The sequence below is a fragment of the Sphingomonas sp. genome (genome assembly GCF_048594985.1).
GTDB lineage: Bacteria > Pseudomonadota > Alphaproteobacteria > Sphingomonadales > Sphingomonadaceae > Sphingomonas_I.
The window spans coordinates 16,270-31,808 of record NZ_JBMDXG010000249.1; the positions used below are offsets into that span (position 1 = coordinate 16,270).

14 protein-coding genes, 1 tRNA gene and 1 pseudogene are annotated in these 15,539 nt (G+C 68.7%); 9 read left to right on the plus strand and 7 right to left on the minus strand.

All coding sequences use genetic code 11. The annotated features are described in order from the left end of the window. Positions 1–67: 67 nt before the first annotated feature. Positions 68–742 (minus strand): HAD family hydrolase, encoded by a 675-nt coding sequence (locus tag ACOJSF_RS10095; protein ID WP_420142078.1) that lies wholly within the window; start codon positions 740–742, stop codon positions 68–70. Positions 743–869: 127 nt separating this feature from the next. Here ACOJSF_RS10095 and ACOJSF_RS10100 point away from each other — a divergent pair, with 127 nt between their 5' ends. The 4 genes from ACOJSF_RS10100 to ACOJSF_RS10115 are packed head-to-tail and all read left to right on the plus strand — an operon-like array spanning position 870 to position 4,402. Next, entirely contained in the window at positions 870–1,973 is a 1,104-nt protein-coding gene (locus tag ACOJSF_RS10100) for an MlaE family lipid ABC transporter permease subunit (protein WP_420142079.1), read from the plus strand. Continuing rightward, complete coding sequence (locus ACOJSF_RS10105) at positions 1,964–2,851, plus strand: ABC transporter ATP-binding protein (RefSeq protein WP_420142080.1); 888 nt, start codon at positions 1,964–1,966, stop codon at positions 2,849–2,851. The genes ACOJSF_RS10100 and ACOJSF_RS10105 overlap by 10 nt, the downstream gene beginning before the upstream one ends. 19 nt (positions 2,852–2,870) lie before the next feature. After that, positions 2,871–3,806: an MlaD family protein gene (locus tag ACOJSF_RS10110; protein ID WP_420142081.1), complete on the plus strand. Its 936-nt coding sequence runs from the start codon at positions 2,871–2,873 to the stop codon at positions 3,804–3,806. Beyond that, positions 3,806–4,402 carry an ABC-type transport auxiliary lipoprotein family protein gene (locus tag ACOJSF_RS10115; protein WP_420142094.1) on the plus strand — a complete coding sequence of 199 codons (597 nt, stop codon included), beginning with the start codon at positions 3,806–3,808 and terminating at the stop codon, positions 4,400–4,402. Before ACOJSF_RS10110 ends, ACOJSF_RS10115 begins: the two co-directional genes overlap by 1 nt. A gap of 18 nt (positions 4,403–4,420) precedes the next feature. Here the strand turns inward: ACOJSF_RS10115 and pepN are convergent, their stop codons facing one another. Next, positions 4,421–7,027 carry an aminopeptidase N gene (pepN, locus tag ACOJSF_RS10120; protein WP_420142082.1) on the minus strand — a complete coding sequence of 869 codons (2,607 nt, stop codon included), beginning with the start codon at positions 7,025–7,027 and terminating at the stop codon, positions 4,421–4,423. Positions 7,028–7,095: 68 nt separating this feature from the next. On the opposite strand from pepN, the gene ACOJSF_RS10125 reads away from it, so the two are divergent. Continuing rightward, the gene (locus ACOJSF_RS10125; protein ID WP_420142083.1) at positions 7,096–7,854 is read left to right on the plus strand and encodes an SDR family NAD(P)-dependent oxidoreductase; all 759 of its coding nucleotides are present in this window, start codon (positions 7,096–7,098) and stop codon (positions 7,852–7,854) included. On the opposite strand, the gene ACOJSF_RS10130 is transcribed toward ACOJSF_RS10125, so the two are convergent. Next, positions 7,851–9,347, minus strand: a complete 1,497-nt coding sequence (locus tag ACOJSF_RS10130; RefSeq protein ID WP_420142084.1) for a CoA-acylating methylmalonate-semialdehyde dehydrogenase — start codon at positions 9,345–9,347, stop codon at positions 7,851–7,853. The two genes, ACOJSF_RS10125 and ACOJSF_RS10130, sit on opposite strands and share 4 nt — an antisense overlap. 246 nt (positions 9,348–9,593) lie before the next feature. Between ACOJSF_RS10130 and ACOJSF_RS10135 the strand changes: the two are divergent. The 4 genes and pseudogenes from ACOJSF_RS10135 to ACOJSF_RS10150 all read left to right on the plus strand — a co-directional run. Then, positions 9,594–10,706: pseudogene (locus tag ACOJSF_RS10135) on the plus strand (DUF47 family protein); the annotation flags it as partial. Between the two features lie 6 nt (positions 10,707–10,712). Continuing rightward, a complete protein-coding gene (locus ACOJSF_RS10140) occupies positions 10,713–11,711 on the plus strand; it encodes an inorganic phosphate transporter (RefSeq protein WP_420142085.1) in 999 nt (332 codons plus the stop codon). 43 nt (positions 11,712–11,754) lie between these two features. Then, entirely contained in the window at positions 11,755–13,518 is a 1,764-nt protein-coding gene (gene recJ / locus ACOJSF_RS10145; protein ID WP_420142086.1) for a single-stranded-DNA-specific exonuclease RecJ, read from the plus strand. A 36-nt stretch (positions 13,519–13,554) separates the two neighbouring features. Beyond that, positions 13,555–13,630: transfer RNA gene (locus tag ACOJSF_RS10150), tRNA-Glu, on the plus strand. 19 nt (positions 13,631–13,649) lie between these two features. On the opposite strand, the gene ACOJSF_RS10155 is transcribed toward ACOJSF_RS10150, so the two are convergent. The 4 genes from ACOJSF_RS10155 to ACOJSF_RS10170 form a co-directional block, all read right to left on the minus strand. Further along, positions 13,650–14,297, minus strand: a complete 648-nt coding sequence (locus tag ACOJSF_RS10155) for an NAD(P)H-dependent oxidoreductase (protein WP_420142087.1) — start codon at positions 14,295–14,297, stop codon at positions 13,650–13,652. A 15-nt stretch (positions 14,298–14,312) separates the two neighbouring features. After that, positions 14,313–14,699: a response regulator transcription factor gene (locus ACOJSF_RS10160; protein WP_420142088.1), complete on the minus strand. Its 387-nt coding sequence runs from the start codon at positions 14,697–14,699 to the stop codon at positions 14,313–14,315. After that, on the minus strand, positions 14,696–15,316 hold the full coding sequence (locus ACOJSF_RS10165; protein ID WP_420142089.1) for a response regulator transcription factor: 621 nt from the start codon (positions 15,314–15,316) through the stop codon (positions 14,696–14,698). The genes ACOJSF_RS10160 and ACOJSF_RS10165 overlap by 4 nt, the downstream gene beginning before the upstream one ends. Then, a partial coding sequence (locus ACOJSF_RS10170; RefSeq protein ID WP_420142090.1) for an ATP-binding protein occupies positions 15,306–15,539 on the minus strand: 234 nt, incomplete at its 5' end. The genes ACOJSF_RS10170 and ACOJSF_RS10165, both read right to left, overlap by 11 nt.

The following is a 15,539-nucleotide window of genomic DNA, read 5'->3' on the forward strand; positions in this document are numbered from 1 at the left end:
CGAAAGATTGGCGCCGATTGTGCCGGAAATGTTCCCCGATCGCAAACGCGGTGCGGCGAACGGGCGGTCAGAAACCCCAGTCGACGATCCGCCAGCCGCGCTTCGCCGCCATCCGCCGCAGGCCCCGGCTGGGGTTCACGGCGAACGGCTCGTCCGCCCATTCCAGCGCGGGCCAGTCGGAGACGTGGTCGGAATAGAAGCGGACCTTCACCGCCGATCGGGCGATGTCCTCCTGCGCCATCCACGCTTCGATCAGGCGCAATTTGGCGGGGCCGTAATTGTTGTCGCCGTCGATCCGCGCGTGGATGATGTCGTCGAGGCCGGTGATCGATCCGGTCGCGATCACGTCGTCGAAGCCCAGCCGGCGCGCGATCGCCTCGACATAGAAGCGGTAGGAAGCGGTCGCGAGGACCAGTCGCCGCCCCGCGTTGCGGTCCTCCTCGATCTGGCGGAGCGCGCCGGGATGGATGTTGGTGCGCAGGATCAGGTCGGCGAAACTCTCGACCGCCGGGGCCAGCGTCGCGCGCGGCACCGATCCGCCGATCAGCAGCCACTGGTTGAGTTCCTTCAATCGCCGCCGATCGATCAGCTTGAGCGCATAGGCCGCCATCGTGAAGGGCACCGCCGGGGCGAGCGCGAGCCGCGCGGGATTGAGTGCCCGGGCGGCGTGGAGCAGGAACGGCGTGTAGGTGCCGGTGCGCGTGACCGTGCGATCCATGTCGTAGATGGCGAGGTCGCGCACGCTTGCTGTCTCCTGTCCGGGAAAACTGGGGGTTCGGCTGGCGCTAACGCATGATCGTGCAGGCGGGAACCATTCCGCATCCGAAAGCGTCTCGACAGGTGATGCGCCGGGCCGATAGTCTGACCTGATGACCGCCCCGGCCGACTTCGCCCTTGCCGATGATGGCCGGACGCTGCGCTTCGCCGGCGCGCTTACGCTGGCGCGGATCGGCGACCTCCCCACTCGGCTCGACGCGCTCGACCCCGTGCCCCAACGGATCGATCTGGCGGGGATCGAGCGGATGGATACGGTCGGCGCGTGGCTGGTCCACCGGCTCGCGCGCGACCACGACGTCGCGATCGAAGGTGCGAACGAGGACGAGGCGCATCTGCTGGAGCAGGTTGCCGCCGCCGATCACCCCCTCAAGATCCGGCCCGACGCGCGGCCGTCGCTGCTGCGCGTGTTCGACCAGGTCGGCACGGCGACGATCGAAGCGGGTCGCACGCTGCTGGGGCTGATCGGTTTCTTCGGCGCGGTGTCGATCACGCTGTGGGCGTTGATCCGCCATCCGGGCCGGATCCGCTGGAATGCCGTGGTCCGCCAGTTCGAGGTGGTGGGCGTCGCCGCGCTCGGCATCATCGGGTTGATGAGCTTCCTGATCGGCATCGTCATCGCGCAGCAGGGCGCGATCCAGCTTCGCCAGTTCGGCGCGGAGGTGTTCACGATCAACCTCGTCGGTCGGCTGACCTTCCGCGAGCTGGGCGTGCTGATGACCGCGATCATGGTGGCGGGGCGTTCGGGCTCTGCCTTCGCCGCGCAGATCGGATCGATGCGGCTGGCGGAGGAAGTCGACGCGATGCGCACGATCGGCGTTGCGCCGATGGAGGCACTCGTCCTCCCGCGCATCATGGCGGGCGTGATCATGATGCCGCTGCTCGCTTTCTACGCGGCGATGGTCGCGCTGGTCGGCGGTGGGCTGTTCGCGTGGTTCAACCTCGACATTCCGCCGGTCACCTTCGTCAGCCGGATCCGCGAGGTCGTGCCGATCACCGATCTGTATCAGGGACTCATCAAGGCGCCGGTGTTCGGGCTGATCATCGCGGTCGCCGGCTGCTTCAACGGGATGCAGGTCGAAGGCAATGCCGAGGCGGTGGGCCTGCGCACGACGGCGGCGGTGGTTCAGTCGATCTTTCTGGTAATCGTGCTCGACGCATTCTTCGCGGTCTTCTTCGCGTCGATCGGATGGATATGAGCCGGGGGCAGGGATCCAGGGACGACGTGATCTGCGTCCGCCAGCTCACCAACCGCTTCGGCGAGCAGGTGGTGCACGACCAGCTCGACCTGGACGTGCGGCGCGGTGAGATTTTGGGCGTCGTAGGCGGATCGGGCACGGGAAAGTCGGTGCTGATGCGCTCGATCATCGGGCTGCAGACGCCGGCTTCGGGCGAGGTATCGGTATTCGGCGAGCCGATGATCGGCCGCGAGGATACCGAGGCGCGCGAGGTACGACGGCGCTGGGGCGTGCTGTTCCAGGGCGGGGCGCTCTTCTCCACCCTGACCGTGGCCGAGAACGTGCAGGTGCCGTTGCGCGAATATTTCCCGCAGATCGACCAGGAGCTGCTCGACGAGATCGCGGCCTACAAGGTTGCGATGACCGGGCTGCCGGCCGAGGCCGGGCCCAAATATCCGTCGGAGCTGTCGGGCGGCATGAAGAAACGCGCCGGTCTCGCGCGCAGCCTCGCGCTCGATCCGGAGCTGCTGTTCCTCGACGAGCCGACCGCTGGGCTCGACCCGATCGGCGCGGCCGCGTTCGACGATCTGATCAAGAGCCTGAAGGAAACTTTGGGCCTCACCGTCTTTCTGATCACGCACGATCTCGACACGCTGCATGCCATCTGCGACCGCGTTGCGGTGCTGGCGGACAAACGCGTGGTGGCGGTCGGAACGATCCCGGAATTATTGGCGTTGGACCATCCGTGGATTCAGGAATATTTCAACGGACCGCGCGGCCGGGTGGCGGAAGCCGCGGCCGAGCGAAACGCGAACGGGGATCCGTTGGAAAACATCAAACGGCGCAATGCCGCGCTGGCATCGGCGGGCGGGGACACCGCGCCGGACGCGATCGGATGAGGGGGGCGGGCGGACGCTGATGGAAAATCGCTCGAACCATATCCTGGTCGGCGGCGTCGTGCTCGCGCTCGTGGCGATCGCGCTTGCCTTCACCGTGTGGCTGGCCGGCTTCGGCGGCGCCGACGACAAGCGCTACGACATCCTGTTCAAATCGTCGGTCGACGGGCTTGCCAAGGGGTCGGCCGTGACCTTCTCGGGCGTGCCGGTCGGCAAGGTCGAGGAGATCGCGATCATGCCCGACCAGCCCGAGCTGATCCGCGTGCGCATCTCGGTCAAGAACGACACGCCGATCCTGCAGGGCACGACCGCGACGATCGCCGGCGTGGGCTTCACCGGCGTCAGCCAGATCAACCTCGACGGTGCGGTTCAGGGCGCGCCGCCGATCGACCAGCCGGGGCCGTTCGGCGAGCCGCTGATTCCGCCCAAGGCGGGCGGGCTCGGCGCGCTGCTCAACAATGCGCCGGCTCTGCTCGACCGGCTGACGACCTTGACCGAGCGCGTCACCGACCTGCTCAATCCGCAGAACCAGCGCTCGATCACCGGCATCCTGGCGCATATCGACACGATTTCCGGCGCTCTGGCGAACCGGAGCGAGGACATTGCGGCGACGCTGGCGGAGGCGCGCGTGGCGATCCGCCAGGCGGGGAATGCGGCGGAGCAGTTCGGGCTGCTGGCGCAGAGCACCAATCGCAACATCGATCCGATGCTGACCAACCTCAACCGCGCGATCGCGTCGGCCCAGCACAGCATGGAGACGCTCGACGCGGCGGTCACCGATGCACGGCCGGGCCTGAAGGCGCTGTCGACGCAGACGATCCCCGCCGCCAATCAGCTGATCCGCGACCTTTCCGATACGGCGGCGACGCTGCAGGCGGTGTCCGGACGCTTCGAAAGCGGCGGCGCGGGCGGTCTGCTCGGTGGCCAGCGCCTGCCCGACTATAAACCGAGGAAGTGATGATGATGCCCCGCTTCGCCGCTCTCGTCCTCGCCTCCGCGCTGCCGCTAGCCGGCTGTATCAGCATCGGGCCCAAGGCGCCGGACCATGTGCTCGTGCTGACCCCGGCCAGCCCGGTTCAGGCCGGCCCCGCGCGCACGGCCACCGATGCGCAGGCGGTGACGGTCGCGCCGCTGTCGGCGATCCCGTCGCTCGGCACGCAGCGCATCATGGTATCCAACGGAACGGCCGGCGTGGCCTATGTCGTCAAGGATCGCTGGGCCGCGCCGCCCGCGGCCCTGTTCCGTGGATTGCTGGCGGAAACGATCACCGCGCGGACGGGGCGCGTCGTACCCGACCCTCGCGTTCAGTCGATCACGCCCGATACGCGGCTTTCGGGCCAGGTCACCGCCTTCGGGCTCGACGCGCCGGGCAACGCGGCGGTGGTGACGTTCGACGCGATCCTCGCACGGTCAGGGCGCGACCAGGTTGAATATCGCCGCTTCACCGCGCGCGTGCCGGTCGCGTCGCAGGACGGGCCGACCGTGGGCGCCGCCGTCAACCAGGCGGCCAATCAGGTCGCGGCCGAAGCGGCGGACTGGATCGGCGCCAACTGATCGTCAGGCCGCCGGCGATCAGCTCTGCTGGTCGAGGCTTTTCGACACCTGCTCCATCACGTCCTTGCTCAACCCTGGGGCAGCGAGGATCCGCTCCAGTTCGGCGTGCATCGCGGCGGCGCGGACGGGTTCGAACCGGCGCCAGCGGCCGAGCGCCGGCACCAGTCGCGCCGCGCTCTGCGGATTGAGCGGATCGACCTTCAGGATCATGTCCGCCAGGAAGCGGTAGCCACCGCCCGCCAGATCATGGAAGGCGCGCTGGTTGATCGCGAACGCGTTGACCAGCGCGCGCAGCCGGTTGGGATTGGCGATCGTGAAGTCGGGATGCGCGGCCAGCGCGTGCACCGCCTCCGGCGTGTCAGGCCGAATCGACAGCGCCTGCGTGGTGAACCATTTGTCGAGCACCAGCGGATCGTGCGCGTAGCGATCGTAGAAAGCGGTGAGCGCGCGGGTGCGCTCGGGCGAATCACCGTTGGCGAGAACGCCGAGCGCGCCCTGCCGGTCGGTCATGTTGTCCGCAGCCTCGAACTGGTCGAAGGCAAGCGTCGCGGTGTCGCCGGCGCCGCTCGCGGCGATATAGCCCAAAGCGACGGTGCGCAGGCGGCGCGCGCCCTTGGCGGCGGGCGTATATTCGAAGCGATTGGCGCGATGCGCCGAATAGGCCTCGCGCCAGCTGTCGCCGAGCGTCGCACCGATGTCGCGGCGAAGCGCCTCGCGCGCGGCGGCGATGCGATCCGGATCGACCTCGGCCAGATGATCGCCGATGATCGCTTCGGACGGCAGCAGCACGGCTTCGGCAATGAAGGCGGCGTCGAGATGGGGATCGGCCAGCGTTTCACGCACCGCGTCCACCACCGGCCGGTGATCGATGTCCCCGGCCACCCCCGCGACGAGCGTGTCGAGCATGAGCTGCTGCATCGCCTCGTAGCGCGCAAATGGATCGTCGTCATGTGCCGACAGGAAAGCGAGCTCGGCCGGGCCGCGATTCGTTTCCAGCACGATCGGCGCCGAAAAGCCGCGATTGATCGACAGGACCGGCTTTTCGGTCAGCCCCTCGAACAGCACCTCGCCGCTGTCCGCATCGAGCGTGACGAGCTGCTCGCCGCCCATCGCGGTGCCGCTCCGCTCGCCGAGCAGCGCGACGCGCAACGGGATCGGCATTGGCTTCTTCTCAGGCTGGCCGGGCGTCGGCGGGACCGCCTGCCGGAGCTTGAGGCGCGCGCGTCCGCCCGGCGCATCGTAATCCAGCGTCGCCTTCACGCGCGGCGTGCCGGCCTGCGTGTACCACAAGCGGAACTGCGTGAGGTCCGCGCCGGTCGCGTCCTCCAGCGCGCGCACGAAATCCTCGCACGTCGCCGCCTGCCCGTCATGCCGGTCGAAATAGAGATCGGTGCCCGCGCGGAAACCCTGCTCGCCGAGCAGGGTGTGCAGCATGCGGATCACCTCCGCGCCCTTGTTGTAGATGGTCGCGGTGTAGAAATTCGAGATTTCGATATAGCTTTCCGGGCGGATCGGATGCGCCAGCGGGCCTGCATCCTCGGGAAATTGCGCGGCGCGCAGCGCGCGGACATCCTCGATCCGCTTGACCGCCGCCGAGCCCTGATCGGCCGAGAATTGCTGGTCGCGGAAGACGGTGAAGCCTTCCTTCAGCGAAAGCTGGAACCAGTCGCGACAGGTGACGCGGTTGCCGGACCAGTTATGGAAATATTCGTGCGCCACCACGCCCGCGATCGCGTCGAAATCCGCGTCGGTCGCAGTGTCGGCGTCGGCGAGGATGTAGCGCGAGTTGAAGATGTTGAGACCCTTGTTCTCCATCGCGCCGAAATTGAAATCGGCGACCGCGACGATGTTGAACAGGTTCAGGTCATATTCGCGGCCATAGACGCGTTCGTCCCACGCCATCGACGCCTTCAGACTCTCCATCGCGTGCGCGGTCTTGGGAAGATCGTCCGCACGGACCCAGATGCCGAGCGCAATGTCGCGGCCCGAGCGCGTGGTGAAGCTATCCCGATTGACGACGAGGTCGCCCGCCACCAGCGCGAAGAGGTAGGCCGGCTTGGGGAACGGGTCGCGCCACAGCGCATAATGCCGGCCGCCCGGCGCCTCGCCCTCGTCCACCACGTCGCCATTGGCGAGCAGGATGGGAAAACGCGCGCGATCCGCTTCCATCCGCACCGTGTAGCGGCTCAGCACGTCGGGCCGGTCGGGAAAGAAGGTGATGCGGCGGAAGCCCTCCGCTTCGCACTGCGTGCAGAGCAAGCCACCGGAGGCATAGAGCCCCATCAGCTTGGAATTGCCGACCGGGGCGATCGTCACCTCGGTCTCGACCAGATGGTCGTCGCCGGGCAGGTCGATCAGCAGGTCCGGGCCGTCCATCCGCCACGCATCGTGCAACTCCTCGCCATCGATGAGGACGCGGTTGGCGCGCAGCCCATCGCCGTTCAGGCGCAACGGATGCGCATGCGCCCCGTTGCGACGCACGGTCAGCCGCGAAGTTACGATCGTCTCGGCGGGATCGAGCGCGAAATCGAGCGCGACCTCGGGCACCAGCCAGTCGGGTGGGCGATAATCCTCGCGCCGGATCGGCGGCGGCGGTGTGAGGGCGGCGGCGATCGCGTCTAGCATGGGCCGGCATGTATGGTGCCGCGCGGGGCGTGGCCAGTCCCCCTGCCGTCCATGCTATGGCGCGCGTGATGCGACGCTTCGTTCTGTTCGGACCGGGCTATGCCGGCAGCCATATCGCCCAGCGGCTGGCGCGCGACGGGTGGCAGGTCGATGCGTTCGGCCGTCACGCCGATCCGGAGGTCGTCGCCACAGCACTGGCCCGCGCCGACGCGGTGCTGTCCACCGTAGCGCCGGAGGCGGGGCGTGACGCGGTGCTCGACAGCCATGCTCCTGCGATCGGCCGTGTCGGGTGGATCGGATACCTCTCCTCGACCGGGGTTTATGGCGACACGAACGGGGCTTGGGTAGATGAGGATGCGCCGCTGCGCGGGCGACGGAGCGATCGTATCGCCGCCGACCAGGCGTGGCTGGCGCTCGGCGCGCGTGTGTTCCGCCTGCCCGGCATCTACGGCCCGGGCCGGTCGGTGATCGATCGGCTGCGCGCCGGCACCGCGCGCCGCGTCGATGCGCCCGGACAGGTGTTCAGCCGCGTCCATGCCGACGACATCGCCGGGGCGGTGGCGGCGGCGCTCGGTCAAGGGCCGGCGGGGGCCTATAACATCGCCGACGACGCCCCCGCCGCGCAGGAGGCGCTGCTTCTCTGGGCGGCGGCGCGACTCGGCCTGCCCCCGCCGCCCTGCGTGGCCATGGACGATCCGGCGCTGTCGCCTGCCGCGCGCGCTTTTTACGGTGAGAATCGGCGGGTCGCGAACGGACGCGCCAGGCGGCTGCTCGGCTGGCGTGCGGTTTATCCTACCTGGCGCGCGGGGCTGGCCGCCTTGCTCTAGGCCATCGTCGGGATGACGAAGGCCGAATCGTCGCTCGCCGTTCCGTCGGGCCAGCGCCCCGTGACGGTCTTGGTCCGGGTCCAGAACCGGATTCCGTCCATGCCGTGCTGATTATGATCGCCGAAGCCAGACCGCTTCCACCCACCGAAGCTGTGATAGGCGACAGGCACCGGGATCGGCACGTTGATCCCGACCATGCCGACCTCGACCCGCGCGGCGAATTCGCGTGCGGCATGGCCGTTGCGCGTGAAGATCGCGACGCCATTGCCATATTGATGGCGCGACGGGAGGGCGACCGCCTCCTCAAAATCGCGTGCGCGCACGATCTGCAGCACCGGGCCGAAGATTTCCTCGCGATAGGACGCCATGTCCGGCGTCACCCGGTCGAACAGGCTGGGGCCGATGAAGAAGCCCTCCTCATGCCCTTGGAGCGCGAAGCCGCGCCCGTCGACCACCAGCTCGGCGCCGTCGTCCACGCCGGTCTGGATCCATTGCTCGATCTTCGCGCGGTGCGCGGCGTTCACGACCGGCCCGTAATGCGCGTCGGGATCGGTCGATACGCCGACGCGCAGCGCGTCGATGGCGGGGATCAGCTTGTCGCGCAGCCGCTCGGCGGTCTCCTCGCCCACCGGCACCACCACCGGCAGCGCCATGCAGCGCTCGCCCGCCGAGCCAAAGGCCGCACCGGCCAGATCGTTGACCACCTGGTCTAGGTCGGCATCGGGCATGACGATGCCGTGATTCTTGGCCCCGCCCATCGCCTGCACGCGCTTGCCCGCCGCCGTGCCGCGTCGATAGACGTGATGCGCGATATCGGACGATCCGACGAAGCTGACGCCGGCGATGCCGGGATGGTCGAGGATCGCGTCGACCATCTCCTTGTCGCCATGGACGACCTGGAGCACGCCCTGCGGCAACCCCGCCTCCAGCATCAGCTCGGCCAGCCGCACCGGGACTGAAGGATCACGCTCGGACGGCTTGAGGATGAAGGCATTTCCAGCGGTGAGCGCCGGCCCGAACAGCCACCGCGGGATCATCGCCGGGAAGTTGAACGGCGTGACCCCCGCGCCGATGCCGATCGGCAGGCGCATCGACCAGACATCGATGCCGGGGCCCGCGCCATGCGTGAATTCGCCCTTGAGGAGATGCGGGGCGACGCAGCAATATTCGATCACCTCCAGCCCGCGCTGGATGTCGCCGCGCGCGTCGGCAACGACCTTGCCATGTTCGGACGACAGCAGGCGGGCGAGCGCGTCCATCTCGCGTTCGACCAGCGCCTTGAATGCGAACATGACGCGTGCGCGGCGCTGCGGATTGGTGGCGGCCCAGCCGGGCTGGGCGGCTTTCGCGGCCGCGACCGCGCGGTCCAGTTCGGTTTTCCCGCCGAGCGCGACGCGCGCCTGAATCGTGCCTTCATTGGGATCGTAAACATCGCCGTGGCGCGCGGCGGCGGAGCCCGCGCCGCCCGCGATCAGGTGCGCAATATCGCGCATGAAGCCTCTCCTTATCGTTGGAGCGGCTGTGCGCGCTTGGTGCGCCCGGTTCAAGCGGGGAGGCGGGCGCCGACGGGAGTCTGGTGAGTCGGCGCCCGTCCAAATGATTAGGCGGCCGCCCATCGGAGTCCAGACAGCAAAACTTAGCGCGCGCCAAGTCGTGGTGCGTCAGCGCCCAGCCCATCGGGCTCGCCATGATTCCATTTCCGCGCGATTTGATATAAGAAGACGAAAAGGAGCTTTCTCGTCCGCCAGGTTGCCGCTTTACCATATCGCACCGATGCGCAGGGACGGGTGCGCGTGCTTCTCATCACCAGCCGGGACACGCGGCGCTGGGTGCTGCCCAAGGGCAACCCCATTCGGGGCCTTTCCAGCCACGAAGCCGCCGCGGTCGAGGCGTTCGAGGAAGCGGGCGTGCGTGGCATCGCCTGCCCGACCGCGCTCGGTTCCTATCGCTATTGGAAGCGCCGATCGGACGGGCGGAGCAAGCGTGCCAAGGTCGCTCTGTTCCCGCTCGCGGTGACCGAGCAGGCCACCGACTGGCCCGAACGCGACGAGCGCGAAACGCGCTGGTTCGACCTCAGCGAGGCGGCCGGCGTGGTGGACGAGGACGATCTTGGCCATCTTATCGCCCGGTTCCGTGTGCAACGACCCACTGGACGGCGCGAGCGGCTCTTGTCATGGGCGCGTCGACAGGGAGAAACTTTGCCGATGTTGCGCTGGTTCCAGGCGCTGATGCCCAAGCAGGGCCGCTTCTTCGATCAGTTCGAGGCGCATGCCGCGACGCTTGTCGCGGGCGCCGATGCGCTCGCGCGCCTGCTCCACGGCGGTGATTCGGTCGCCGCGCACGTGGAGGAGATCCGCGTGCGCGAGAACGAGGCCGACGATATCACGCGCGACGTGCTGCAGGATGTTCGCCGCATCCTCATCACCCCGTTCGATCGCACCGCGATCACCGGGCTGATCGCGGCGATGGACGATTCGATCGACCAGATGAACCAGACCGCCAAGGCGATCGCGCTCTACAGCTTCGACCAGTTCGAACCGCAAATGCGCGACATGAGTGGGATCATCGTCGAGGCGGCGCGCGTCACGCAGGAGGTGGTGCCGCTCCTCCGCTCGATCGGCGACAATGCGACCCGCATCCTGGAACTGACCGCGCGGCTGATCCAGCTCGAAGGCCATGCCGACGAGATCCATGATTCGGGGCTGAGCGCGATCTTCCGCGCCGCGAGCGAGAGCCAGCGGCCGATGGACTTCGTCATCGCTCGTGAAATCTACAGCCATCTCGAACGCGTGGTCGACCGGTTCGAGGATGTGGCCAACGAGATCCAGGGTCTCGTGCTCGATCACGCCTGATCTTCCATGGCCGAAATCGCCTTTCCGCTGCTGATCGCGCTGATCGGCATCGCGCTGCTGTTCGACCTGCTGAACGGCCTGCACGACGCCGCCAATTCGATCGCGACCGTGGTATCGACCCGCGTGCTCAGCCCGCAGGTCGCGGTTTTGTGGGCCGCCTTCTTCAACTTCATCGCCTTCCTCGTGTTCGGGCTTCACGTGGCGGAGACGGTCGGCAAGGGGATCGTCTCGGCCGAGATCGTCGATGCGTCGGTGATCTTCGGCGCGCTGATGGGGGCGATCAGCTGGAACCTCATCACCTGGGGCCTCGGCATCCCGTCTTCCTCCAGCCACGCGCTGATCGGCGGGCTGATCGGTGCGGGGACGGCCAAGGCGGGCGTTTCGGCGGTGGTATGGTCGGGCGTTGCCAAGACGGTGGCGGCGATCTTCCTCTCCCCGTTGATCGGCCTGCTGCTCGCGCTGCTGATGGTGCTGGTGACAAGCTGGCTGTTCGCGCGGCGAACGCCTGCCTTTGCCGATGGCGTGTTCCGCCGGCTTCAGCTCGTGTCGGCCGCGCTTTATTCGCTCGGCCATGGCGGCAATGACGCGCAGAAGACGATGGGGATCATCGCCGTGCTGCTCTATTCGCAGGGCATGCTCCACGGCAGCTTCCACGTTCCCTTGTGGGTCGTGCTGTCGTGCCAGGCCGCGATGGGCATCGGGACGCTGCTGGGCGGATGGCGGATCGTCCATACGATGGGATCAAAGATTACGCGCCTGACCCCGCACCAGGGCTTCTGCGCGGAAAGCGGCGGCGCGATCACGCTGTTCCTCGCTACCTTCGGCGGGATCCCGGTTTCGACCACGCATACCATCACGGGCGCGATCGTCGGCGTGGGCGCCGCGCGGCGCATGTCGGCGGTGCGGTGGAGCGTCGCCTCCAGCATCGTCGTGGCGTGGGTGGTCACGCTGCCCGCCGCCGCGTTGGTCGGCGCGATGTTCTACGAACTGACCCTCCTTTTCTGACCGGGGGATTCCCGCGCCGCCGCCGCGCGCTTAAGGTCGGCGGATGACGCCCGCGCTCTCGGTCTCCCGCTCGATCCTCGGCCAGCCGTGGGGCTGGCGCGGCCGCGCGGGCGAGCCGCAGGATGACGGCTTCGTGGCGGACGACCTCGTGGCGCAGCTCCTGCTCGCGCGCGGCGTGACGCGCGAGGCGCTCGACCTCCACCGCCTGCCCACGATCCGCGGCTTCATGCCCGACCCTTCGCTGTTCCGCGACATGGATGCCGCCGCCGAACGGCTGGCGGCGGCGGTGACGGCGGGCGAGGCGGTGACGGTGTTCGGCGACTATGATGTCGACGGTGCCACGTCGGCCGCCCTGTTGATCCGCCTGCTGCGTGCGCTGGGGCTCGATCCGCAGGCCTATATCCCCGACCGCCTGATGGAAGGGTACGGCCCGAGCGGCGAGGCGCTGGTGCGGATCGCGCGCGGCGGCGCGCGGCTGATCGTGACGGTCGATTGCGGCGCGCAGGCGTTCGACGCGCTGGAAATGGCCGCCGCCGAGGGCGTCGACGTGATCGTGGTCGATCACCACAAATGCGCGGCCGCCCTCCCGCGTGCATTTGCGGTGGTGAACCCCAATCGTCTCGACGAAGGGGAGGGCGCGGCGCATGGCCACCTCGCGGCGGTGGGTGTCGCCTTCCTGCTCGGCGCGGCGCTGCTGCGCGTGCTGCGCGCGCGCGGCTATTTCGCGACGCGGCCCGAACCGAAGCTGCTCGACCTGCTCGACCTCGTCGCGCTCGGCACCGTCGCCGACGTGGCGCAGCTGCGCGGGCTCAACCGCGCCTTCGTGGCGCAGGGGCTGAAGGTCATGGCGCAGGGGCGCAACCGGGGGCTCGCCGCGCTCGCGCGCGCCGCCGGGCTGACCGGGGCGCCGACCTGCACCGATCTCGGCTTTGCGCTGGGGCCGCGCATCAATGCCGGCGGGCGGGTCGGCCGCGCCGATCTGGGCGTGCGCCTGCTCACGAGCGAGGACGACGGCGAGGTCGAGGCCATGGCGGCCGAGCTCAACCGCCATAACGAAGAGCGCCGCGCGATCGAGCTGGCGGTAACCGAGGCGGCCGAGGCGCTGGCGATGGCGCAAGACAATCGCGCGGTCGCGCTCGTTTCCGGTCGGGGCTGGCATCCGGGCGTGATCGGGATCGTCGCAGGGCGGCTGAAGGAAAAGCTCGGGCGGCCGGCGATCGTCGTCGCGCTCGACGACCACGGCCTCGGCAAGGGATCGGGCCGCTCGATCGCGGGCGTGGACCTCGGGGCGGCGGTGCTCGCCGCCAAGGACATGGGGCTGCTGGTCGCGGGCGGCGGGCACGCGATGGCGGCGGGGCTTACCGTGGCAGCCGACCGGATGGACGCGTTCGCGGACTTCCTCGACGAACGACTGGCGGCGGACGTGGCGCGCGCGCGTGACGACCGCGTGCTGCTGCTGGATGCCATCCTGAGCTGCGGCGGCGTCGCGCCGTCGCTGGTCGAGGCGCTGGAGGCGGGCGGCCCCTATGGCGCGGGCTGGCCGAGCCCCCGCGTCGCGGCCGGGCCGGTCCGGATCGTCAAGGCCGACGTGGTCGGCAACGGCCATGTCCGCATCGTCGCGGGCGGGGACGACGGCCGCTCGATCAAGGCGATCGCGTTCCGGCAAGCGGACAGCGCCTTGGGCCAGGCGCTGCTCGGCGCCGGCCGCGACCGGCGCCTGTGGCTCGCCGGTCGCGCCCGGATCGACGGCTGGTCGGGCGGACGGCAGGCCGAGCTTCATCTCGATGATGCCGCCTGGGCCGATTGACGGCGGCGTCACCCTTCCCTAAGCGGACGCCCGGACGGCCCCTTCGTCTAGCGGTCTAGGACGCGGCCCTTTCACGGCTGAAACACGGGTTCGATTCCCGTAGGGGTCACCATCACGGATGGCGGGCGGCGTCAGGGACGTCCGTCGCCATTCGGTTGGTCGGCCCGTATGATGGCGCAGACGTGCCGCGCTTTCTGCTCTACTTCGTGCAGATATTCAGCGATGACCCGTTCGGTCGTCCCTTCCACGATGCCGCCGAAATGGACGTGACCGGCTTCCTCCATCGCGAAGGCGCGGGCGAGATAGCGGTCGACCAGCGTCCGGATCGACATCTCCTGTCCTTGTTCCGCCAGCCACGGCCCGGTGGCGGCGGATGAGGAGAAGCTCACCAGGCGCGCGCCCTGGAGCAGCCCGTTGCCCTTGCGCGCCTGCATCGCGGCGGGCGAGACCGCATAGCCCATCACCCGGTCGATATAACCCTTCATCATCGCGGGCGGCGCCCCGAACCATACCGGATAGACGAGGATGAGCGCGTCGGCACCGGCGACGATATCGAGTTCGGCGCGGACGTCGGGCGCGGCCGAGAAGAGGTCCGGGCCGGGCCGCTCGGCTTCACGCAACACGGGATCGAACCCGATCGCGTAGAGATCGCGCAGCACGGCTACTTGCCCGCACGCCTCCACCGCGCGGCAATAGGTTTCGGCGACCTGCGCGTTGAAGCTGCGCGCATTGGGGTGCGCGAGGATCACGACATGTCGCGCCGGTTGAGATGGAGTCATGGGGTGTCGCTCCTTTCAGGCCGGGATGGTGCTTGTCGGGCCGACCGCGCGGCGTGCCGCCGCGAGCAGCAGATTGGGGCGAAGCGGCTTTTCGATGACGCCGTCGAATCCTGCCCGCGCGGCATCGGCGCGGAGCCAGTCGCTGCCATGGCCGGTGATCATCACCGCAGCGCCGTTCCATCCTCGCCCGCGCAGGATTTCGAGCAGATCGAAGCCGTCGCCCGCCGGCATGCGATAATCGGCCAGGAGCAGCGAGGCGCCCGCCGCCTCCGGATCGCCGGCCAGCGCCGCGCCGTCGGCATAGGCCTTGGTGCGGTAACCGTGGCCGCGCAGCAGCAGGGTCAACGAACGGCGCACGCCCTGATCGTCGTCGACCACCAGAATCTGAGGCGACCCGCTCACGCCGCCTCGCCATAGCCGGCGGCGAAGGCCAGCCGCAGCGCGTCGGAGAAGCTACGCACGTCGAGCTTGGTCATCAGGTGTGCGCGATGGACCTCGACCGTGCGCGGGCTGATGTCGAGCGTGTGGGCGATGGTCTTGTTTGGCAGGCCGCGCGCCAGCCCGTCGAGCACGTCGCGCTCGCGGTCGGTCAGTACGGCGATCCGCAATTCGGCTTCCTCCGCACGCGTGCGCGCCGCGCGGGCATTCTCGATCCGTTCGAACGCATGGTCGATCGCGCCAAGCAGGGCGGCCTTCTCGAACGGCTTTTCGAGGAAATCGACCGCGCCCTGCTTCATCGCCGCGACCGCCATCGCCACGTCGCCGTGCCCGGTCAACACGATCACGGGAAGTCCGATGCCGCGTTCCACCATGCGCCGATGGACTTCGAGGCCGTCCATCTCGGGCATGCGCACGTCCATCAGCACGCAGCCGGCGGCCCCGGCCGTGATCTCCTTGAGGAAGGCAGCGCCGCTTGCCCATGGCGTGACGTCATAACCCGACGTTTTCAGCAGGAAGCCGACCGAGCGACGCAGCGCCTCCTCGTCGTCCACGACATGGATCATGCGTCTATCCGCCATGGCTCTCCTCCGACCGTGCAAGCGGGATGGTGAAATGAAATTCGGTGCCTCCGCCCGTCCGCGCCTCGGCCCAGATGCGGCCGCCATGCGCCTCGACGATCGTGCGGCAGATCGACAGGCCCAGCCCCATCCCCTCCCGCTTCGTGCTGGCGAAAGCCTGGAACAGCCGGTCGCGGACCTCGTCGGCCAGCCCTGGCCCGGTATCCGCGACGACGATATGCGC